The following is a 22,960-nucleotide window of genomic DNA, read 5'->3' on the forward strand; positions in this document are numbered from 1 at the left end:
ATTTGGTCATCTATTCACAAAATATAGATATATATGGCCATTCCTGGCCATATCGGAGCACAATTATTTACATTATTTTTTCTGGTCAGTCCAGAGGAAGCTACCAATCGCGGGTAAAAGCAGCACTGCACCTAACATATTCACTAAGAACATAAAGGTAAGCAGAATACCCATATCCACCTGGAACTTCAGATCAGAGAAAATCCACGTGCTCACCCCTATCGCCAAGGTGATACCTGTGAAGAGTACTGCACTGCCTCGTTCAACAAGGGCGTTACGGTAAGCGACTTCTAATGCGACGCCACGTTTTAACTGTGACATCATCGATGACAGAATGTAAATTCCGTAATCAACGCCAATCCCCACCCCTAATGCGATAACAGGTAAGGTTGATACCGTTAAGCCTATTTCTAATTGCACCATTAATGCTTGCGCAAGTGTTGATACGATATACAACGGCAGTACCACGGCTACTGTGGCTTTTACGCTCCTAAAACTCACTAAGCAAAGTAAAATAACTGCGCCATAAACATAGAGCATCATCGGTAATTGTGCAGCCGACACAGATTCATTTGTTGCAGCCATTACCCCAACAGGGCCTGAAGCTAGCTTAAATTGCACTTTATCGGTTTGCTCTTGAGCTGCAAACTCTTTTACCTTTGCGACAACATGATCAATTGTCTCTGCTTTATGGTCATTTAAGAAAATGATTACAGGCATCACTGAACAGTTACCATCTAACAAACCAGAGCTGGTCTCAACACGCGATGTCGATTGCACTAAGCTTGCGGTATTACGCGGTAAACTTTGCCATTTTAAATTACCTTCATTAAAACCAGCATTAACCGACTGAGCAACGCTACTTAAACTCACTGCTGATTGTACGCCAGCTACATTTTCCATTTGCCATTGGAAACGACCGATTCGCTCCATTACATCATGCTCTGTACACGCTGCAGGATATGCTTCAACAATCACTTTTAAAATATCAGATGAAATCGTGTACTTATCTGAAATCAAGAAGGTGTCTTGATTATATCGCGCATCTTGATGCAGTGAAGGTGCGCCGGCGTGCAAGTCACCAATACGCATTTTATCTGCCTGCCAGTAACCGACTGCAAAGAGGAGTGCCGTTAAAACAATGATGACTGCTGCGGTCTTTCGTTCAGTTGTCTTAACCAAAATTTCACGCAAGGTATCCAGCATGTTTGGTTTGTCTGTGTGGTTACCAGATTGGATACGCACCGAGCCTTCAAAGTTCATGTAAGACGCCCAAACAGGCAGAAGGATCAAGTTAGTGAATATAATCACCGCCACACCCAAACTCGCTGTAATCGCTAACTCTCGGATAATACCGATATCAATGGTTAATAATGTTAGGAAGCCAATCGTATCAGATAACAACGCTATACCACCGGGGATTAACAAGGCTCTAAAACTTGCCTGACAACACACGCGTGTATTGCTGCCGGTGCACACTTTTTTACCAATGTCGTTGATCATTTGCACGCCATGGCTTACACCAATAGCAAACACTAAAAACGGCACTAAGATTGACATTGGATCAAGTCCAAAGCCAAGACTTGACAGTAAACCAAGCTGCCAGATGACCGCTATAATTGAGCAAGCAATCGGCAAAATTGTTAGTTTTAAACTGTGGCAGAATAACCACACCATGATAAATGTAAATGCGATAGCAATAGCGAAAAACAGCACCACCCCTTTCGCACCTTCTGCAACATCACCCGCCATTTTCGCAAAGCCAATAATATGAATACTGACTTTGTCTGTACTGAGCGGTTCGCGCACTTGTGTTTCTAATTTTTCAGCAAATGCGAGGGTATCGAGTTTTTCTTGCGTTTGGGGATCAAATTCAAGTAGCTGTGCTGTCACCATCGCACATGAATAATCACTCGCAATCATGCGCCCCACAACTTTTGCTTTTTCAATATTCTCTTTTACAACTGCTAAACCTTGTTTATCAGCAGTAAAGTTGGCTGGAATGATTGGGCCACCGGCAAAGCCGTCTTCGACAACTTCTACAAAACGTGCACTGGGAGCAAAAATTGAGTTTACTAGCGGACGATTTACCCCTGGAATAAAGTAAAGTTGGTCATGAACAGCTTTTAACTGCGTAAAAAACTCCTCATTAAATATATCGCCCTCAGCATCACACACTGAAATTAAAATACTGTTTGCACCACCAAACTGCTTTTCATGTTTGGTATACACTTTCATGTATTCGTGGTTTAGTGGAATATTCTTATTAAACGACGCATCGAGTTGAATTTGTGTTGCTTTAAACAATAAAAAACAGGTGATTACTGCAAACGAAATAATCGCAAATAGACGATGACGAAACACCGCCTTTTCTAAAAAATCTAAAAAGCCACGCATTACTGATTCAACTCCTTCACTTTAATGCCATCTTCAGAAGCCATAACCAGTTTATTCTGAAATACAACGCCATCGAGTAATGATTTACCATCAGCCATCTGCTCTTCTGTTAGCTCACCATCTTTGATATGAAAAATAACCCCACTGTTTGCGAATAATAGCCATTCATTTTTGTAATTAATTGCGCTATTAACGGTAGCGTGATTATCAGAGTCAACTTGTAGCCACTCTTGAGATTGCGCTTGGCGTGTAAAAATATTTCCTCGTAGACCTGCAACAAGATCTTCGCCACCGCTTTGTGCAGTTGACGCAAACGTAAAGAAAGAACCCATATATATTTCTTCTAAACGCTGCCATGTTTGACCATTGTCTAGGCTTTGCGCCATTAAACCCATTTCACCTACGAGCATTAAACGGTCTGCAACGTTAACAATACGGTTAAAATGTGGCAGGATTGATGCTGTTTCAGCTTCGTATCCTTCAGGATCATTGTTTTTAAGATCGTTTAAATAAACACGATCATCCTCAAATAATAAGCTGTCTAAAAACCGTTTATTCCAGTTTTTTCCGCCATCATTCGTTTCAAAAAACATCCCATAAGCACCCACTGCGTAGCCATGCTGCGCTGAGGTAAATAAAATGTCTAAGCACGGCTTATCCATATGGGGCAATGCCTGTTGCAATTGCCATGTTTTACCAGCATCCGTCGTATTAATAATGGTTGCATCATGGCCACAGGCCCATCCTAAATCCGTGTCATAAAAGTTCACTGCCGTTAATAACACTTGTGTAGGTACACTCGCCTGTTGCCATTGCTGTGCATCTGAGCTCGTGATGACAACACCATGTTTACCAACTGCGATGAGTTGATTGCCTGATATCTCAATATCAGTAAGAAGGGTTTTGTCTGCGTTAACAGCAGAAATTGCCTGCTGAGGCTGTGGCATGTCTTGAGCAAAACATGAAGCACTATAAGCAAGACAAGCATAAAGCAAATACTTCATAAAGATAAATCGCCTTCGATAGAATAAAAAAGCAAGCCAACAACATAATCGTGATTACACCTTTCATACGTTGACTTGCCTACATTGCAAGAGGCACCTGTTTCCAGGTGCCTAGTGTGTAGATTAACGACCTTCGCGGCGTAATGCGCTAGAGGTAAACTCATTGTCGTTTAATGTTTTTGAGAAGTCATACATTTTTTCTTGGTTATCTAAACCAATCGCTAAATAACGACGTGAATTTAAGTCGTGGTATACATCTAGCGTACTCCAATGCGTAGGTACTTCGTAGTAGTTCAAGCCATGCGACATTGCAACACGATACATTTGATCGCGATTATCATAAATATCGGCTACATGAACTTGCCAGCTATCCTCGTCAATATAAAACACACGCTTTTTATAAATATGACGCGTGCCTTCTTTAAGGTTCGCTTCTACAACCCATACTCTGTGCTTTTCATAGCGCACATGTTCAGGGTTAATATGACCCGCTTGTAAAATATCATCGTAGGTTAACTTGTCGCTATGAAGCTTATAACTATTGTAAGGAATATAAAGCTCTTGCTTGCCTTTTAATGTCCAGTTATAGCGATTTGGTGAACCATTAAACATATCAAAGTCGTCGGTTGTACGTAAGCTATCTGCTGCAGTACCCGGTGCATCATAGGCTACGTTTGGCGCACGACGAACACGACGTTGACCTGAGTTGTAGGTCCATGCTTGACGTGGCGTTAAGATTTGGTCCATTGTTTCATGAACAAGCAATGCGGTACCAGCAAGACGAGCAGGTTCAGTTACCTTTTGTTTAAACTTAAATAGAATATTTGATTCTTGAAGTTGTTCAGGTGTCGACTGTGGATTTGAGTATTCAACTAACAACTGTTCATCAAAACCTACATAATTATACGAGCCTGATGCCGTCGGTGCTGCTTGTCCAGCATAACGCTCTACGGCTAAACCACGAAAACGTAATAGGTGATTCCAAATGGCTTCTAAGCCGTCTTTAGGAATTGGGAATGGCACGCCTACTGCCGTGTTCTTAATACCATTACCGCCTTCAACTAATTCAGCCGTAGTCGCGTATTTTTTAGTAGCATCGTATACAAACTGAGGATACGAAGCACTGCGACGGGTTGGATAAATGTTCATTTTAAATGTGTCAGGGTATGTATTGAATAACTCAATTTGACCAGGACTCAAGAGATCTTTGTATTTATCGACGTTCGACTTATCGATGGTGAATAATACCTTGTCATCTGCAAACGGATCAGGGTGATGCATACCCGGTTTGTAATCTGCAGGAGGCGTTGTAATACCGCCTGTCCATTCAGGGATAGAGCCATCTTTGTTTGCCGATTTTTCTGCACCAATGGGTGTTAAATCTTTACCTAAACGTGCCGCTTCATCAGCGGTAATTTTTGCAAGCACACTGCTGCTTGCAAAAACGCTACAAAACGCTGCAGCAATGAGGGTAGGTTTTCTAATAATCATAATTTACCCTTAAATTGAATATTTAATATTGAAAGAAACATAATCGCGGTCAGAGAAAGTATTCGTCGCACCACCACCCCAGAAAGAGTTGTAGCTAAAGTCGAATGACCACGCATTTTGATAGTTAAAGTTCATCGTCACGCCCAGTGACTTACGATCTTCAACAAACAGGAACATCGGGTCAGGTGTAATACCATTCACGTCGTGTGAAAATACGAAACGTGGTGAGAAATTCACCCCGTTAAAGACATTAAAGTAATCACCTTTAGCGATTAAGCGGTAACCCCACGCAGACGCAGTTGGAAATGGGTTTGTCTCAGGGCCGTTTGAAATACCGAGGTGGAGTGTCGAATAATCATCACCTAATGGGCCTTGCATGATACCGCTTCGACCCGTACCCGCAACATTCAAGCGTAACTCATCGTATTCCGGCATATCATTAATACGAACACCACCAATTTCACCCACAACAGCCCAACTATCAGCACCAAGAGATGGGCCAAATAAATGGGTAGCAGTAAACTGAAGCTGAGCTGTATTACGAAGAATATAGCCTTGTGCAACTTCACCAGGACCAACGACACTGGTCGCATCGCCTAAGCTCATTTGCGAAATACCTGCAAAATCAGGACGAATACCCGCAACAGCTAATTGCTCAGGCATACCAGCGTATAATAATTCAACATCATCTATTTGCAGTGGCTCATCTTGACGGAAGGCAAATTCGCCCGCAAGTGCGGTCTCACCCACGGTTGTATTAAAGCTTAAACCGTACAGCTTAATATCTTCAGGGTACTCTAATTGCCCTTTAGTGAATGCTTGAAGACTTGTAACATTATCTTCTGTTATTTCAGAAGTTAATAGCATACCAATATCAGCAGCCAATGCTTGCGATGTAAAATTAGATACTTGACCAGAAATAACAGGTCGGCGGCTGTGATAGTTAATGTGGTAAAGGGCGACTTCTGTATCGTTTAGTTCAGGTAAGTACATACCTAAACGTAAACCGTATTGTCCACCATCATCAGGTTCATTTTTACCCGCATCCCCCTTGCCTTTTAAAGCAACTTTGGTCGGAAATGCCAGGTACATTTGCGCCATCATTGCTTGCCCTTGCGGCGATGTAGGATCGATACCTTGTGAGCGCACAATATCATCTAAACTATTTAAGCTGTCTGTTAAGAAAGCTAAATCGATATCAGGGTTTGATGTGAAACCAAGCTGGATATTTTGTTGGTAACCATTTTCAGACGCGAAATCATTCGTTGAAAAATAAGTACCTGCAGCAGGAAGGCGCGTTTCGTGCCATTCATACTGATAAAAACCTTCAAGGGTAATATTATCGGTAATACCTAATGAAGCCCATAGCATACCAACGGGTATGAATGCTTCTTTTAACTCCGCACCTGGCGCTTTCAAACGGTCAATATCAACCGGGTTTACGTTGATACCGTGAGAAATTAAGGTACTTTCACCCCAGTTAACGACCTGCTGACCTAAGCGAATAGATAGCGGGTTTCGACCTTCGTTAAGGTCAAAGTTCGCCCAGACGTACGCGTCAAGTAAGCGTAAATCGGCACATACTTGCTCTTTGGTGTCGTCATCATCACAGGGGTCAACTTTCTTACCTGATGTTGGGTTACTATATGCAAAGTCACCATCCATCAACGCGAAATCATAAAAGTACATGAAACGGGTAAAAAGACCGTAATTATCTTTACTAATCGATAACTCATGGTTGCCTTTTAACAGCTTTGAAAAAGAATCACCACTGTCGAAGTTAAGGTTACCAGCATCGCCATTATTTGAATAAGCGCCTGGCTGGTTCCATACATCAGAAGAAGAGTAAATAGGATTTAAAGCAGGATGATAGCCCGACCAATCAAATGATGGGTTATTACTTTTACCTATAATTGCAAAGTCACGGTCTTCGACTCGAATACTCTGCCCATATGAAAAGCTAGAGTCAAAACGTACGTCAAAATCACCTAATTGAAAAGTGGCCGCGTGCAAAGCTGTGCTTGAGAGTCCCAGAGTCGCCGCCGCGAATCCCAAAGCTATTTTGTTTTTAACAAAAAGCGATCTTTTTATCATTGTGTTCATCCCCCTGTAACGGGTTGTTTTGTGATCAAATTGTTGTTTTTAGAATCTTTCTAACGATAGAAGCGAAATAGTAAAAATACAATATAGAACGCGTTCAATCGGTTAATATTTATTTAAAAATGTGACGTTTACGTATTGGTAAGACGTCATACCAGATAATTTATACACGTAAATTAACAATAGAACAAATTGAATTAACAAAAATATAATAAGATTATTTTATAGGAGGGAGAAAAATGTGGCTAATTTTTGGGTAAATTAGCACACTTTGTCGTATGACAGCTTTAAGGTTATTTGGCGTTTTAACTCACTTTTTCAAGCTTTAAAAACTGATTATCAGCGCCCAGCGTGAGCCTAAAACGCCCTCTTATCCCTAATGATGAAATAAAAGGACGTAAATGCTTGGCAGCAAAACGAATTGTTTTGCCACCATCTTCTGTTACCTGTACTGAAGTATATTTACCATGATAGTAATCAAGGCATTCTGCATAACTTAAATACAAAGAAAAAAAGTATTCAGTCATTAACCTACTAACGCTTTCTCAACTTTTTCAAATAAATCATCACTTAGGTTCTCTAATGATGCCAAACGTTGCAATTGTGCTTTGATTGCCTGCGAACGGTCGTGATCATAACGTTTCCATGCCATAAATGGTGTTAACATACGTGATGCATTTTGCGGGTTAATATCATTGAGCTTAATAAGCAAATCACCCAATAATTGATACCCTTTGCCGTCTGCACGATGAAATTGTGTAGTATTAAAATGACTAAAGCTGCCGACCAATGCTCTGACACGGTTTGGATTACCAAAATCAAAACTTGGGTGATCATACAACTGCTTAATGTCTTCAATGCAGGTTGCTGACTCTTTCATTGCCTGCAATGCAAACCATTTGTCCATTACAAGTACATCATGTCGCCATTTAGCATCAAATTCATTGAGCAAATTATCACAGCGAGGGTGATTCGCTTTTACAACCGCACTTAGCGCAGCTAACACATTTGTCATGTTAGAGCTGGCTACGGCTTCGTCAATAAAGTTATTCACGTCTTGCTGTTCAGTTTTTGCTAAATAGTGCAAACAGACCTGTTTAAGTGCCCTAACGGCAACAGCCTCGGCAGATGTTGTGCCATCATCGTGTAATGCCTTATAACACGCAATCAATGAGTCCGATAAGTCAGTCGCAATGTGTAGTTCAAATGCATTCATTACTGAAACAATGTCATCAACGGGGATCACTGCATATTCAGCCGCAATCGTGTCATAGCTTGGTAATTTTAATAGCTCTGCAATCAGTGCCAAATCCCCTGCTCGTTCTGTAATTAATACGTTAAGAGCAGAAATGATGTCAGGAGATAAGCATGCATTACCCGATGATATTGCGGCTTTAATTTCGTTGGTAAATAATCGTTGCTGTGCATCCCATCGCGAAAAATCACTTCGTGCAAAACGCATAATATGGAGCAAATCAGCGGTGCTGCTAGTTTGGTTAACAATACAAGGAGCAGAAAAATCTTCCAGAAGCACTGCAACAGGCGGCTCTATAACATTTTCAAACACAAAGGTGTGTTGTTTTTCAGTTATATTAAGCACAGAATCTTGCATCTGATTATTAATCGTTAACGGCACTGATTGACCAGCAGGGTCAAGTAGTTCAATCGCAAACGGAATATGTAACAACGCATTATTAGGTTGATTATCTGGCGCAAATTGCTCAATAGTCAGTGTAAAGGTTTGATTAACATGGTCAAAATATTGATCTACTTTTAATCTTGGAGTACCCGCTTGATTGTACCAACGCTTAAACTGCTGCAAGTCAATTTCAGAAGCATCACTCATGGCTGCAACAAAGTCATCACAGGTAACGGCTTGACCATCGTGGCGTTGGAAGTAAAGCGCCATACCTTGCTGAAACTTTTCTTCGCCTAATATCGTGTGCATCATACGAATAACTTCTGCGCCCTTGTCATACACTGTCACAGTGTAAAAGTTATTCATTTCAATAACTTTTTCTGGGCGAATTGGGTGCGCCATAGGCCCTGCATCTTCGCTAAACTGATGAGTTCGCATTACTTTTACAGCATCAATACGGTTTAGGGCACGAGATCCCAAATCACTACTAAACTCTTGGTCTCTAAATACGGTTAAACCTTCTTTCAAAGACAACTGAAACCAGTCTCGACAAGTAACGCGATTGCCCGTCCAGTTATGAAAATATTCATGCCCAACAATAGACTCAATCGTGTGGTAATCTTTATCGGTGGCGGTTTCTTGATTCGCTAACACACATTTAGAGTTGAAGATGTTTAATCCTTTATTTTCCATCGCCCCCATGTTGAAGAAATCGACGGCAACAATCATGTATATATCTAAGTCGTATTCAAGATTGAAACGTTCTTCATCCCACTGCATTGATTTTTTTAACGATGTCATTGCATGCGGGGTTTTTGGTAAATTACCTTTATCAACAAATAAGGCCAACTCGACATTACGGCCTGATTTCGTTGTGTACTGGTCGCGTAACACATCAAAATCACCTGCAACTAATGCAAACAAATAACTTGGTTTTTTAAATGGATCCTGCCATTTGACAAAGTGGCGACCATCATCGAGTGTGCCTGCATCAATCTGATTACCGTTAGACAATAAATGCGTGTATTTTTGCTCAGCAATGATCGTAACATCAAAACTTGCCAATACATCTGGGCGATCCAAGTAATAAGTGATTTTTCTAAAACCTTCAGCTTCACATTGCGTGCAATACGCGCCCCCCGATAAATACAGGCCTTCGAGGGAAGTGTTTGTTTGAGGATCGATATGGTTGACAATTTTTAAAATAAAATTAGCAGGTAAATTGTGGATGATGAGTGCCTCATCCTCAAGCGTATAGTCACTGTACTCTTGCTCATCTACATGCAGTGAGATAAGTGTTAAATCAACACCATCAAGCACTAAATCAGCCCCCGTTTCGTCCACACGGTTAATCGTCATTGTTGAGTGAACGACGGTTTTTAAGGGCGCTAATTCAAAGCGTAAATCGATATGTTGTATTGAAAAATGAGGGGCTTGGTAATCTTTTAAATATTGAGCTTGAGGTTTACTCGTTGCAGACATCATTGACTCCAAATGGCCCTGTTTAACAGGGCCTAACATGAATTATTCAGCGCTGGTTTGTTTAACGTGCTTTGGTTCGATACGTAAAATTTTAATACCTAAATATGCGTAAACAACAGCGAGTACGGGATTAATTAAATTAAAGAAAGCGTAAAGTGCATAATCAAATGGGTTAATTAATAAAACGCTTTGCATGTATGCACCACACGTATTCCATGGGATCAGCGGGCTTGTAATGGTGCCACCGTCTTCTAAAGTACGTGATAAATTCACCGGTTTTAAACCGCGTTTTTCATATTCATCTTTAAACATACGTCCTGGTACAACAATAGCAATGTATTGATCTGCCGCCACTGCATTGGTACCGATACAAGTCGCAATTGTCGCTGTTATAAGTGAGCCGGTGCTTTTCGCTATTTTCAATATGCTTTTTACAAACATATCTAGCAAGCCAGTTTTCTCCATAATGGCGCCAAACATCAATGCGGTCATAATTAGCCAAGTTGTGTTTAACATTCCGGCCATACCGCCGCCACTGAGCAATGAATCCATTTTTTCGTCGCCCGTATCGATGCTAAAGCCATCAAAAAATGTTGTCCATACTAGCTTGAAATAGCCAATTAACTGCCCTTGTGACGTATCGATTTGACTATTAATTAAATCTGATTGAAACAACATAGCCCAAATAGCACCCAGTACTGCACCAATTGAAATAGCTGGAAATGCCGGCATTTTTCTTATTGCAAGAATAAGCAACACGACTAATGGCACGAGCATTTCAAGCCCGATATTAAAGTTGCTTTCTAACAGGTTAATGATTTCATCAATTCGGCCTGCTTCTGCTGAACCACCTGCATTAAAGCCCATAAAAATAAAAATAATTAAGGCAATGATAAAGCTAGGCACCGTGGTCCAAAGCATATGATGAATATGCTCAAACAGATCGGCTCCGGCAACCGCAGGGGCTAAATTTGTTGTTTCCGACAGTGGGCTTAACTTATCACCAAAGTACGCGCCTGAAATAACAGCACCGGCAGTCACCACCTGCTCAAGTCCTAACCCCGTTGCAACACCTAATAATGCCACACCGATGGTAGCAGCTGTCGTCCATGAGCTACCAATACTCATCGCAACAATGCCACAAATTAAACAACTAGCCGCATAGAACCAACTTGGATTGATAATTTGTAAACCATAGTAAATTAAGGTGGGTACTGTTCCAGATAGCAGCCATGTGCCAATCAATGCGCCTACCATTAACAGTATAATAATGGCACCTAATGATAAGGTGATCCCTTCAATCATCGCTTGTTCAAGCTTTTTCCAGGTATAGCCGTTTTTTAGACCGATTAAGGCAGCAGTAAAAGTAGCAAAGAGTAAGGCTATTTGATTTGGCCCCGATGATGAGTTATCACCGAATAAATAAACAGCTGCACCCAATAGGCACACGAGAACAGTAATGGGGATCAAGGCATCTAAAAAACTGGCCTGTTTGATCGGCTTCTCTTCAATTGAATTCAAAAGATAGTCTCCTACACGTCTTATGTGGCGTGTTTAATTATTATTGTTTGATTGCCTAAAGAACGCCTTGGATTAATGTTTATTAATTAGACCACGAACATTTTAGACAGCCAGATTAATCAATTATAACAAGATGCCCCGTTTTGGGCAGTAAAAAAGGCGCCTAAGCGCCTTTTTATTAACCAATTATAGGTATTTATTTTTTCGCGAGCCGACCATACTTAATATAGTCTTGCGTAATTAACGCGGCTTCTTCTAAGAAAGGGTCGAGATCATCAAGCGTATCAGGTAAATCATCTAAGCTTTCCACTGGTTTGTGACCTAATCGAACTAATCGTTCATTAGCACGCTCAAGCGCACGCTCTTCGCCTTCGTCTTTCTCTTTGATACGTGTTGCTTCAACAAGTGAAATTGTTTTTCGATCTTTCTCTTCTTGATAACGTTTAATGTCATCGAACACATAACCAAATTCAGGCTCATTGGCAATGCGCGCATCATGTAATTTATTGACATAAGCAATCGCAGGCTTCAAATCGTCAACTGAATTATATTTAGCGCGAATGATGCTGTCCCAAGGTAATGCATTGTCTTGCTGACTTTCGCCCCAGTCTGCTGGGTCAATCGCTGAGGGGAATGACACATCGGGGATCACCCCTTTATGCTGCGTGCTTCCGCCATTAATACGATAAAATTTTGCAATTGTGTATTGTACGCTGCCAAGTGGGTGATCATATAAATCATACGCACGGCCCAGCGGTTTGTGCTGTTGTACTGTACCTTTACCAAACGTTTGCTCACCAATCACAATAGCACGACCATAGTCTTGCATCGCTGCTGCAAATATTTCAGAGGCTGATGCACTGTAACGGTCAACTAAAACGGTTAATGGGCCATCATAAAAAGTGACACCATCGCGGTCTTTTTGCTCTTCGATACGGTTGTTTAACGTATGAATTTGTACGACTGGACCTTGATCAATAAACAGGCCTGACAATTGCGTCGCTTCATACAATGAACCGCCGCCGTTTTGGCGTAAATCGATTATGATGCCATCTACTTTCGCTTCTTTTAATTTCGCAATTTCAACTTTTACGTCTTGCGATAAATTATTGTAGAAACCTGGGATTTCTATCACACCGATTTTACTTGTTAAATCTGAGTATTTCGCTTCAAATACTTCTGATTTAGCAGCACGGTCTTCTAAACGAATTTTATCACGGGTTATCTCAACAACTTTCGGAGTACCATGAGCATCCGCCCCTTTTAGATACTGTAAGCGAACTTTAGTACCTTTAGGGCCTTTGATTAAGTCAACCACGTCATCAAGACGCCAGCCAATAACATCAACAAAGTCTTCGCCCTCTTGAGCAACACCTATAATGCGGTCATCGGCTTTAATTTGTTCAGATTTGTCAGCGGGACCACCCGGAACTAGGCTTCGGATCACGGTATAATCTTCATCATAACTTAATACTGCGCCAATACCTTCAAGTTCAAGGTCCATGTCCATTTTGAACTGTTCAGCACGACGGGGTGATAAGTAAGATGTGTGTGCTTCAATACTACGTGCAAACGAATTCATTACAATTTGAAATGCATCTTCACTGTTTGTCTGCACTAAGCGTTTTTGCGCATTGTGGTATCGCTTGGTTAAGACCTCTTTTATGCCTTGCCAATCTTTACCGGTCATTTTTAAACGCAACGCATCGTATTTAACGCGCTGACGCCACAATTCATCAAGCTCAGCTTGAGTCGTTGCCCACTTAGCGTCTTCACGGTCAAACATATATTCATCTGCTTTATCGAACTTCATTTCATTTTCAAGTAACGATAAAGAATAATCATAACGCTCAAAACGACGCTTTAAGCTCAGATTAAAAATATCAAAGGCAAACCCAAGTTTCCCTGAAGAGAGCGCATTATCGAACTGGTCTTTATATTGTTCGAAAGAAGCAATATCAGACGCTAAAAACACACTTTTATTAAAATCGAGGGATTCGATATAACGATCAAATATCTGTTCAGATAATTCATCGTTAAAGCGAATGGGTTTGTAGTGTGCACGAGTAAATAAGTTTGTCACCCGTTTGCTTGCTGTACTATGTTGGCTTTCTTGCTTGAGTACTGGTAAATCTTCTGCAGTTAAATTATCTGTAGAAGCCAATAATGAACCTGAAAACAGGGCAGCGACTAACGGAATGAGCGTAAACTTTTTACTCATACACAACTCCTTTATTTTTTACAGCTATTAAATGATATACAGGCTGTCTGCTTTGGTCTTAACTTGCATTCCTGTTACTAACTCAACGTGAACTTCATCTTTATTCACTTCAGTAATAACTGCGTTTACAAGTGCTTGGCCAAGTTTAACTTTAACCTTGCTATTAACCTTGACCTCTGAGGCAGGTAATGGTTCAACTTTTCCTGAACGTTTTGCAGGAGCAGCTTTAGCTGGTTTAGTGTTAACTCTAGCGCCTTTATCGCCTGTTTTGGCGTGCGAACCCGCATTCTTTTTGTAAGATTTTGTGTCTGCATCTTTACGTGGTGGACGCTGGGCTTTTTTGCGTTTAGCCATTTTTGCGCGGCTTTCTTCTAACGCTTTTTGAGCGTGCTCAATGTGCTCTTGTTCCACTTTTTCATCTTGATTACCATCAAGGTCAATACGGAACTCAGACTTTGTCACGGCTTCTAAATAGCGCCAGTTTGAGGTGTACTTTCTTAACGCTTGACGAACCTGAGTTTTACTGACTTTCTCAGAACCTTCAATGCGCTCAGCGATATCTTTAAAGATACCCACTTTAAGCGGCTGAATGCCGTCTTTTTGTTTAAAACATTGTGGAAATTCTTGGTATAAGAAATCCAATACTTCATTAATATCTTTTAGCTTGTTTGTGGTTTCCATGTTAGAACCTTTTATTACATCTTTTCATCGAGCGATGAATCGACATAGTGTGTTACCCAGTCGGTTAACTCTTCGAAGTCCGCTTCAATAAGCGCTAAATCACCGCGAAGGTGTTCCCAAATACCATTTATAATTTCATCAATTGATTCACAGTCTAAGTCATCTGGAAGACGATCCCAAGCCATATGAATCAAGTCGTTGAGCCTTTCAGCTGCAACTTCTTCTTCCCCTTCCCAATCACCGACATCGTGAATGGCAAAAAGGTAATCTTGCACATTTAGCAGATCTTTCATTTCAGATTTGCCTCAAAGCATTTTACCAATGCTTCTAAACCAGCTTGATCATCAGTATCGAATCGACCGATGCTCGGACTATCGATATCAAGCACGGCAAACACGTGACCATCTTTGAAGATTGGTACAACAATTTCAGAGTTTGATGCTGCATCACAAGCAATATGACCTGCAAAAGCGTGAACATCTTCAACTAATTGTGTTTCTTGTGTTTGTGCCGCAGTCCCACATACCCCTTTTCCAACTGGAATACGGATACACGCAGGATTACCTTGAAACGGCCCTAGCACTAATTCTTCTGGCGAATCCAGTAAATAAAAGCCCGCCCAATTTATATCCTCTAATGAGGTAAATAACAACGCACTAATATTCGCCATATTAGCTATGACATTGGGTTCACCAGCGATCAGCGATTCAGTTTGTTTAACTAATGACTGGTAAAAATCTTGCTTTTGCATACCAAACTACTTCTTATTAAACATACAGTAGCTAAAGGTACTCTTTGTAGGCGATAAATGAAACCTTTTAAGGGCAAAAAAAAACATTTTGCCCTTAATTTCAGTCAGCTTGATTAAATATTCTGCTATTGATGAGATGTTTGAGATGGTAGACCCTGTCGCAAGCCAAATAAAAATAATCCTGCGGCCAATGCAGACATAATTACATTTACAATAAACGCCATACCTGATGTCGCACTTAGCAAGTAACTAAAAATAGCCCCCCCGAGTAAACCCAAAGTAAGAACGCCTGAATAGTTTACTTTTGCGTACTTGTACATAAGCAGATAACCAGGCACAACAAATGCTGCCATTGTAAGGCCAACAATATGTGCATTTGCAATCGCGTTCATAAATAAATTGAAAAAGATACGCCAGCCATTTCCTTCTAGCGTCAATGCGTAATACACACCGAGTACACAGCCAATAATGACGGGTGATAATAATGAAAGTCCTACACTCTTTGCTAAACGATGTTTCATAAATTCCCTAATTTCACAAAGATAATACGAGAAGTATTAAGCATGGACTAACTCGGTAGAATACGAAATATCGACCATAGTCGTAATTTAAAAACTGCAGAAACAAAAAAGCCGCTGAATTAGATTCAGCGGCTTTTATAATGGTGGAGAGATAGGGATTTGAACCCTAGAGGGGCTATAAACCCCTGCCGGTTTTCAAGACCGGTGCATTCGACCACTCTGCCATCTCTCCGAGTGCGGAAAAACTACTCGCTTTCGCCAGTAGTAAAAATAATGGTGGAGAGATAGGGATTTGAACCCTAGAGGGGCTACAAACCCCTGCCGGTTTTCAAGACCGGTGCATTCGACCACTCTGCCATCTCTCCGACGGCGTGCATAATAGATAAGGCAGCTTAGTTTGTGAAGCTTTTTTTTCAAAAAACTGTTTAAGTGATTAAAAAACAACTAAATCGTTCAGCAAAAACACAATGCGAGCCAAATTGTGAACAATCTGAACTTTTTTATTATTTATCGTGTCTATTGATCTACAAAGGTTTGCCCAAATATATAACTCTTGATAGGCTTAGTTCAGTTTAACTATTGGAACTAACGAACATATCAGTTCATTTAAGGAGCTCTAACAATGGCGTTTAATCAATCGTACAATACCGCTAGACCGGTTATGTCGACCATTGAAACAAATAAAGTACTAAAAAACACGTATTTTTTACTTGCTATGACACTGGCTTTCAGTGCCATTACTGCAGGTATTTCAATGGCAATGAACCTACCTTACTTTATGGGTATAGTATTTAGCTTAGTTGCGTTTGGTGTGCTTTTTGTGGTGCATAAAAAGGCAGATAGCGCATCGGGTGTTGCATGGGTATTTGTTTTTACGGGGTTGATGGGAGCAGGCTTAGGTCCGATCCTTAACTACTACGCAGCAATGCCAAATGGTCCAATGCTTATTATGCAAGCACTGGGTTCAACCGCACTTATTTTCTTTGGTTTATCGGCGTATGCGCTAACGACCAAAAAAGATTTCTCATTTATGGGCGGCTTTTTAACCGTTGGCTTAATCGTTGTTATCATTGCAAGCTTAGTCAATTTATTCATCGGCAGCTCAATCACGTTTATGGTGATAAATGCAGCAGTTGTGTTAATTATGTCGGGTTTAATCTTGTTCGACACAAGCCGCATTATTAACGGCGGTGAAACAAACTACATTCGTGCCACCGTTGCACTGTACTTAAACGTGTATAACCTATTCACTTCGCTTCTACATCTACTTGGCGCAAGTGATGACTAATTAAATAGTTCTGTTAAAATAGCCCCTTTCTAGGGGCTTTTTTATTGGATGCGTTTTGGCACAATTTGTACTTTCACTTCACACCGCACCGACGGATCATGACTGTACGCAACGTCTGATTAAATTTACACAGGCTTGCCTTGATTCAGGGCACACAATTTCAGCTGTTTTTTTGTATCAAGCAGGTGTGTATCACGCCAGTCAACATTTAGAACTCGCCAGTGACGAGCTACCTGTTAGTCGTTTATGGCAAGAACTCAACGCTAAAAGTATCCCACTTTTACTGTGTGTTACCGCGGCAGAAAAGCGTGGTTTAGACATCGAAAATACAGGGGTATTCACCGTCGCAGGTCTGGCCGAGTTTGCTATGCTCGCTGCGGATGCTGATAAATGGGTGCAATTTAAATGAAGAACATTTTAGTAATTAGCCAACATGGCCCGTTTGACGATCAGCATATGCGTGAATCACTCGACACCACACTGATATTTGCTGCCATTGAGCAAAATATTAGTTGGTTACTCAGTGGCGATGCTGTACTGGCACTCAAAAAACACCAAAAACCTGAAGTATTGGGAATTAAAAACTATTTTAAAACCATTAAAACGCTTGAGTTATATGATGTTGAAAACATTTACGTTTGCGAAAAATCACTGATGGATTTTAATTTAACCAAAGATAATTTAATTATTGATGTAAAAGTCGCTAATTTTGAGCAGCAGCGCCTCTTAATAAGTCAGCAGCACCAGGTGGTGACTCTATGAGTACCTTGCATATCTTTTCAAAACCTTTGTCGCACTACTGCACCAATGCACTTGAAAATTTAATCAGCAGTGATGACACTGTGCTGCTTGTCGGTGATGCTTGCTACAACATTAAACAGTACAGACAATTTTCTGCTGCTTTGCATTTATTAAAAGAAGATGCCACTGCGCGTGCCATTACGCTTAGCGAATATGATGTCGATATTGACTACAACCAGTTTGTTGAACTGACTTTAACTAGCCAAAACACTATCACGTGGTAAACCATGCTCGAATTTAATAACAAACAAATAGACACTGATAAACAAGGTTATTTACTCAACAGCGCAGATTGGAGTGAAGCACTGGCTCCTATAATTGCTGAGCAAGAAAACATAACCCTGACTGCACAGCATTGGGAAGTCGTGCATTTTGTTCGTGACTTTTATTTAGAATACAACACCAGTCCAGCTATTCGTATGCTAGTAAAAGCAATGGCACAAAAACTCGGCGAAGAAAAAGGCAACAGCATGTATCTATATAAGCTGTTTCCAAAAGGCCCTGCGAAGCAAGCTACAAAAATTGCAGGTTTACCAAAGCCAGCAAGGTGTATTTAATGGCACACAAACCTACGAGTAAACCGCGTCGCAGTAATGGACGACGTTATTCAAGACCCACAGTAAAACGTGAAGTAAAAGAACCCTTAAGCCCAGAGCAACGCAAAGTTGTGCTGTTCAATAAGCCATTTGATGTATTGTGCCAGTTTACGGATGATCAAAATCGTAAAACTCTGGCTGATTTTATAAACATCAAAGACGTTTATGCTGCAGGTCGCCTCGACAGAGACAGCGAGGGCCTATTGCTACTCACCAATTGTGGAAAATTACAGCACACATTGACTGAGCCACATAAAAAGACCGCTAAAACTTACTGGGTGCAAGTCGAAGGCGATGTTACCGACGAAGCCATTTATGCGCTCAATAAAGGTATAGAGCTTAAAGATGGCATGACCAAACCAGCCAAAGTTAAACGCATTGATGAACCGACCTTGTGGCCTCGAACACCACCGGTAAGAGAGCGTAAAAACATTCCGACTAGTTGGCTTGAAATCTCAATAACTGAAGGACGAAATCGTCAAGTAAGGCGCATGACAGCCCATGTTGGTTTCCCGACCTTAAGACTTATCCGTTACAGCATTGGCAAATATACCCTTGCAGGATTAGCAAGTGGCGAATATAAAGTAGTGGATAACCCAGATGCATAAACCTCATGTCACTGTTGCCGCTATCGTTACCTGTCAAAACAAGTTTTTACTGGTAAAAGAGCGTGATAAACACACAGGCGAAATTTGTTACAATCAACCTGCAGGGCATTTAGAAGCACACGAGACCGTGAGCGAAGCAGCAAGTCGTGAACTATACGAAGAAACGGGTTTAACGCTCTCCCCTTCACATCTTGTGGGTATTTATAATCTGCATGCCACAAATGGTGTACACTACATGCGATTTAGTTTTGCGTTTAGTTGCGCTGAGCAGCTCCCCCCTTCACCTATTGATAGCGATATTATAAGCGCTCACTGGTTCAGCTTAGACGCCATAAAAGAGCTGCCACTCAGAAGCCCTCTGGTTTTAAAGTGTATTGAAGATCATCTCGCAGGACATGCCTATCCACTGAGCCTGATTTACCAATAACGACGCGTGTTATTTACCAATAATGACGATTGTTTTGATTAACACTGTTAAATAAAAGCGATTTATTACAGTAACAAGCAAATAACCACTATTTGCAATCAATAGCGCTCCTAAATTACGTTTAATCCTAACTGAAACTCGCATCTTGAAGTGGTTTGGGTATATAATATCGGCCTTTCCACAGCAGTTAAAAAATGACAGCGAATATTATGAGCGAAAATAGTCACATTAAAGTCATCGTTGGTATGTCCGGCGGTGTTGATTCTTCTGTATCAGCGTATTTATTAAAGCAACAAGGCTATCAAGTAGAAGGCCTGTTCATGAAAAACTGGGAAGAAGACGATAATGATGAATATTGCGCTGCTGCAGAAGATCTTAAAGACGCACAAGCCGTGTGCGATAAACTAGGTATTGAACTACATACTGTTAACTTTGCAGCAGAATACTGGGATAACGTGTTTGAGTACTTTTTAGCAGAGTACAAAGCAGGTCGCACACCTAATCCAGACATCATGTGTAACAAAGAAATTAAATTCAAAGCCTTTCTAGAATTTGCAGCTGAAGCGCTAGGTGCCGATTATATCGCCACGGGTCATTATGTGCGCCGTGAAAAGCGAGACGACAAATATGTTATGTGCCGTGGCCTTGATGACAACAAAGATCAAAGCTACTTTTTATACACACTAAGTCATGAGCATATTGCACAAACACTTTTCCCTGTTGGTGATATTGCCAAGCCAGACGTTCGTCGCATTGCCGAAGAACAAGATTTAATAACGCACGATAAAAAAGATAGCACCGGTATTTGCTTTATTGGTGAGCGTAAATTTAAAGACTTTTTACAAAAATTCTTACCGGCACAACCGGGCAAAATTGAAGACACTGATGGTAACGAAGTCGGTGAGCACGAAGGTCTTATGTACCATACCCTTGGCCAACGAAAAGGCCTGTTAATTGGCGGTATGAAAGAAGGTTCAGGCGAGCCTTGGTATGTTGTAGACAAAGACATTACAGGCAATGTTTTAGTGGTTGGTCAAGGTAAAGATCACCCTCGCTTATACAGTAATGGCTTAAATGCTAACCAACTTCACTGGGTTGACCGTGTTGGGCCAAAAGGCACGACGCGTTGTACAGTGAAAACACGCTATCGCCAAGAAGACATCAGCTGTACATTGCTGGTTGGTAAAGATGGTATGGCACGCGTATTATTCGATGAGCCACAAAAAGCAGTGACACCAGGCCAATCAGCCGTTTTTTATGCTGACGAAGTATGCCTCGGTGGCGGTATTATCGATTCGGTGATCAAATAATGACAGAGCACCAAGTCATGGCATTAGCCGCCATGTGTCAAGTTGCTAAACAGGTTCAAAAAGTAGCGCAATATGGCAGTGGTAGCGATCACGAATTAGAAAAATTACTCAACTGTATTGTAGAAACGTCACCGAATACCCCTGAAGATGTATACCAGGGAAAACATAATTTACGTGAGGGTTATCGCGTGTTGACTGCCCAGCTTTCAGCAGGCGCCGACAAAGACGTTGAAATCGTAAAGTATGTAGGTGGCTTAATGCAGTTAGAACGTGCATTAAGTGCAAAACAAAACAGTTTAAATGAATTAGGTCGACGTATCGATGATGTAAAACGACGCCTCGACCATTTTGCAATCACAGATGATACCGTGGTCGCAGCGCTTGCCGATATTTACTCATCGGTGCTAAGCCCCCTTGGGCATCGTATTCAAGTGTACGGCAAGCCAGAGTTATTAAAGCAGCAACTCACGCAAAACAAAATCCGCGCTCTCCTTTTAGCCGGAATTCGTAGTGCCGTGTTATGGCGACAAATGGGCGGTAAACGCCGTCACTTTTTCTTTGCGAAAAGAAAAATTCTCGCTATTGCTAAACAGTATATTTAATTATCGTTCAAACTAGACAATTTAGGAGTCATTATGGAGCTTTCAGCGTTAACCGCTATCTCTCCGGTAGATGGTCGCTATGGCAGCAAGACCACGGAACTACGCAGCATTTTCAGCGAATTTGGTTTAATCAAATACCGTGTAACTGTTGAGGTTCGTTGGTTACAAGCCTTGTCTGCAGCAAGCGCAATCACAGAAGTACCGGCATTTAGCGACGAGGCTAATGCTTTACTTAATGCCATTGTTGATAACTTTAGCGAAGCTGACGCAGCACGCGTTAAAGAAATCGAGCGCACAACTAACCACGACGTTAAAGCCGTTGAATATCTACTGAAAGAAAAAGTAGCTGACAACGCAGAGCTTAACGCAGTGAATGAGTTTATTCATTTCGCATGTACATCAGAAGACATTAACAACCTATCTCACGGTTTAATGTTAACTGAAGCGCGTGACAAAGTGTTACTTCCTTACTGTGATCAACTCCTAAATGCTTTAAAAGAAAAAGCAGTTGAATATAAATCTGTTGCTATGATGACTCGTACACACGGTCAGCCTGCAACACCTTCAACAATGGGTAAAGAGTTTGCAAACGTCTACATGCGCTTAAAGCGTCAACGTGACCAAATTGCTCAAGTTGAAATGCTAGGTAAAATCAACGGTGCAGTAGGTAACTACAATGCCCACCTAAGTGCATACCCAGATTACGATTGGCACAACCATGCTGAACAATTCGTTACGAGTCTTGGTTTAACATTTAACCCATTCACAACACAAATCGAGCCACACGATTATATTGCAGAGCTTTTTGATGCAATTGCACGTTTCAATACTGTGCTACTTGATTTTGACCGTGACGTTTGGGGTTACATTGCTCTTAATCACTTTAAACAAAAAACGATTGCGGGTGAAATTGGTTCATCAACAATGCCACATAAAGTAAACCCGATCGATTTTGAAAATTCTGAAGGTAACTTAGGTATTGCAAATGCAATCTTTGCTCACCTTGCGCAAAAACTGCCTGTATCTCGCTGGCAACGTGACCTAACTGATTCAACCGTTTTACGTAACCTGGGTGTGGGCATGGGCTATACCCTAATTGCTTATCAAGCAACGTTAAAAGGTGTTAGCAAACTTGAAGTTAACGAACCGCGCCTTTTAGAAGAACTTGATCAAAACTGGGAATTACTTGCTGAGCCTATTCAAACAGTCATGCGTAAATACGGTATCGAAAAGCCGTACGAAAAGCTTAAAGACTTAACACGTGGTAAACGTGTTAACAAAGAAATCATGGCTGATTTCATTGATGGTCTTGATTTACCAGAAGAAGCAAAAGTTGAAATGAAAAAATTGACACCGGCAAACTATATTGGCCGTGCTGTTGAGTTCATTGATAACTTAGCATAAATTGCGTATGTGACTTTAAAAAGCGAAAGGCCTTCCTTTCGCTTTTTTATTACTTTTAATCATGCCAACTTGCTCAATTAATACCATCTTGCTTACTTAAGTGGTTTATTTTGAGG

General features: G+C 41.0%; 22 protein-coding genes and 2 tRNA genes. 10 read left to right on the plus strand and 14 right to left on the minus strand.

Features of this window, described 5'->3' with window-relative positions; all coding sequences use genetic code 11:
• Positions 1-72: 72 nt before the first annotated feature.
• The 14 genes from BM378_RS00750 to BM378_RS00815 all read right to left on the minus strand — a co-directional run bounded on the left by BM378_RS00750 (position 73) and on the right by BM378_RS00815 (position 16,173).
• Positions 73-2,397, minus strand: a complete 2,325-nt coding sequence (locus BM378_RS00750; RefSeq protein WP_036968689.1) for an efflux RND transporter permease subunit — start codon at positions 2,395-2,397, stop codon at positions 73-75.
• Entirely contained in the window at positions 2,397-3,401 is a 1,005-nt protein-coding gene (locus BM378_RS00755) for a WD40/YVTN/BNR-like repeat-containing protein (RefSeq protein WP_036968692.1), read from the minus strand. Before BM378_RS00755 ends, BM378_RS00750 begins: the two co-directional genes overlap by 1 nt.
• Positions 3,402-3,524: 123 nt before the next feature.
• A complete protein-coding gene (locus BM378_RS00760; RefSeq protein ID WP_074988369.1) occupies positions 3,525-4,889 on the minus strand; it encodes a DUF1329 domain-containing protein in 1,365 nt (454 codons plus the stop codon).
• A gap of 12 nt (positions 4,890-4,901) precedes the next feature.
• Entirely contained in the window at positions 4,902-6,986 is a 2,085-nt protein-coding gene (locus tag BM378_RS00765; RefSeq protein WP_036968695.1) for a DUF1302 domain-containing protein, read from the minus strand.
• 311 nt (positions 6,987-7,297) lie between these two features.
• Complete coding sequence (locus tag BM378_RS00770) at positions 7,298-7,519, minus strand: DUF2835 family protein (RefSeq protein ID WP_036968698.1); 222 nt, start codon at positions 7,517-7,519, stop codon at positions 7,298-7,300.
• The gene (pepN, locus tag BM378_RS00775) at positions 7,519-10,113 is read right to left on the minus strand and encodes an aminopeptidase N (protein WP_074988370.1); all 2,595 of its coding nucleotides are present in this window, start codon (positions 10,111-10,113) and stop codon (positions 7,519-7,521) included. The genes BM378_RS00770 and pepN overlap by 1 nt, the downstream gene beginning before the upstream one ends.
• 42 nt (positions 10,114-10,155) lie before the next feature.
• On the minus strand, positions 10,156-11,634 hold the full coding sequence (nhaC, locus tag BM378_RS00780) for a Na+/H+ antiporter NhaC (RefSeq protein ID WP_065979868.1): 1,479 nt from the start codon (positions 11,632-11,634) through the stop codon (positions 10,156-10,158).
• Positions 11,635-11,830: 196 nt separating this feature from the next.
• Entirely contained in the window at positions 11,831-13,855 is a 2,025-nt protein-coding gene (gene prc / locus BM378_RS00785) for a carboxy terminal-processing peptidase (protein WP_036968705.1), read from the minus strand.
• A 27-nt stretch (positions 13,856-13,882) separates the two neighbouring features.
• Positions 13,883-14,536 (minus strand): RNA chaperone ProQ, encoded by a 654-nt coding sequence (gene proQ, locus BM378_RS00790; protein WP_036968708.1) that lies wholly within the window; start codon positions 14,534-14,536, stop codon positions 13,883-13,885.
• A gap of 14 nt (positions 14,537-14,550) precedes the next feature.
• Complete coding sequence (locus tag BM378_RS00795; protein WP_036968711.1) at positions 14,551-14,829, minus strand: hypothetical protein; 279 nt, start codon at positions 14,827-14,829, stop codon at positions 14,551-14,553.
• Positions 14,826-15,287 carry a free L-methionine (R)-S-oxide reductase MsrC gene (msrC, locus tag BM378_RS00800; RefSeq protein ID WP_036968713.1) on the minus strand — a complete coding sequence of 154 codons (462 nt, stop codon included), beginning with the start codon at positions 15,285-15,287 and terminating at the stop codon, positions 14,826-14,828. The genes BM378_RS00795 and msrC overlap by 4 nt, the downstream gene beginning before the upstream one ends.
• Before the next feature lie 125 nt (positions 15,288-15,412).
• On the minus strand, positions 15,413-15,808 hold the full coding sequence (locus BM378_RS00805; protein WP_074988263.1) for a hypothetical protein: 396 nt from the start codon (positions 15,806-15,808) through the stop codon (positions 15,413-15,415).
• A gap of 141 nt (positions 15,809-15,949) precedes the next feature.
• Positions 15,950-16,040, minus strand: a tRNA-Ser gene (locus BM378_RS00810).
• A gap of 42 nt (positions 16,041-16,082) precedes the next feature.
• Positions 16,083-16,173, minus strand: a tRNA-Ser gene (locus BM378_RS00815).
• A 257-nt stretch (positions 16,174-16,430) separates the two neighbouring features.
• On the opposite strand from BM378_RS00815, the gene BM378_RS00820 reads away from it, so the two are divergent.
• The 10 genes from BM378_RS00820 to purB all read left to right on the plus strand — a co-directional run bounded on the left by BM378_RS00820 (position 16,431) and on the right by purB (position 22,844).
• The gene (locus BM378_RS00820; protein WP_036968718.1) at positions 16,431-17,096 is read left to right on the plus strand and encodes a Bax inhibitor-1/YccA family protein; all 666 of its coding nucleotides are present in this window, start codon (positions 16,431-16,433) and stop codon (positions 17,094-17,096) included.
• Positions 17,097-17,151: 55 nt separating this feature from the next.
• On the plus strand, positions 17,152-17,505 hold the full coding sequence (tusD, locus tag BM378_RS00825) for a sulfurtransferase complex subunit TusD (RefSeq protein WP_065979866.1): 354 nt from the start codon (positions 17,152-17,154) through the stop codon (positions 17,503-17,505).
• On the plus strand, positions 17,502-17,858 hold the full coding sequence (gene tusC, locus BM378_RS00830) for a sulfurtransferase complex subunit TusC (RefSeq protein ID WP_074988264.1): 357 nt from the start codon (positions 17,502-17,504) through the stop codon (positions 17,856-17,858). Before tusD ends, tusC begins: the two co-directional genes overlap by 4 nt.
• The gene (gene tusB / locus BM378_RS00835) at positions 17,855-18,121 is read left to right on the plus strand and encodes a sulfurtransferase complex subunit TusB (RefSeq protein ID WP_065979864.1); all 267 of its coding nucleotides are present in this window, start codon (positions 17,855-17,857) and stop codon (positions 18,119-18,121) included. Before tusC ends, tusB begins: the two co-directional genes overlap by 4 nt.
• A 3-nt stretch (positions 18,122-18,124) precedes the next feature.
• Positions 18,125-18,454, plus strand: a complete 330-nt coding sequence (gene tusE / locus BM378_RS00840) for a sulfurtransferase TusE (protein WP_036968729.1) — start codon at positions 18,125-18,127, stop codon at positions 18,452-18,454.
• Positions 18,454-19,101, plus strand: coding sequence for an rRNA large subunit pseudouridine synthase E (locus tag BM378_RS00845; RefSeq protein ID WP_074988265.1), 648 nt, complete (start codon positions 18,454-18,456; stop codon positions 19,099-19,101). Before tusE ends, BM378_RS00845 begins: the two co-directional genes overlap by 1 nt.
• Entirely contained in the window at positions 19,094-19,528 is a 435-nt protein-coding gene (locus BM378_RS00850) for an NUDIX hydrolase (protein ID WP_036968734.1), read from the plus strand. The genes BM378_RS00845 and BM378_RS00850 overlap by 8 nt, the downstream gene beginning before the upstream one ends.
• Positions 19,529-19,737: 209 nt before the next feature.
• Positions 19,738-20,838, plus strand: coding sequence for a tRNA 2-thiouridine(34) synthase MnmA (mnmA, locus tag BM378_RS00855; RefSeq protein WP_074988372.1), 1,101 nt, complete (start codon positions 19,738-19,740; stop codon positions 20,836-20,838).
• Positions 20,838-21,440: a high frequency lysogenization protein HflD gene (hflD, locus tag BM378_RS00860; protein WP_036968737.1), complete on the plus strand. Its 603-nt coding sequence runs from the start codon at positions 20,838-20,840 to the stop codon at positions 21,438-21,440. Before mnmA ends, hflD begins: the two co-directional genes overlap by 1 nt.
• Before the next feature lie 33 nt (positions 21,441-21,473).
• Positions 21,474-22,844 carry an adenylosuccinate lyase gene (purB, locus tag BM378_RS00865; RefSeq protein WP_036968740.1) on the plus strand — a complete coding sequence of 457 codons (1,371 nt, stop codon included), beginning with the start codon at positions 21,474-21,476 and terminating at the stop codon, positions 22,842-22,844.
• The last annotated feature ends 116 nt before the right edge of the window (positions 22,845-22,960 follow it).

Origin of the sequence: Pseudoalteromonas lipolytica (assembly GCF_900116435.1) — a bacterium.
Classification (GTDB): Bacteria; Pseudomonadota; Gammaproteobacteria; order Enterobacterales; family Alteromonadaceae; genus Pseudoalteromonas; species Pseudoalteromonas lipolytica.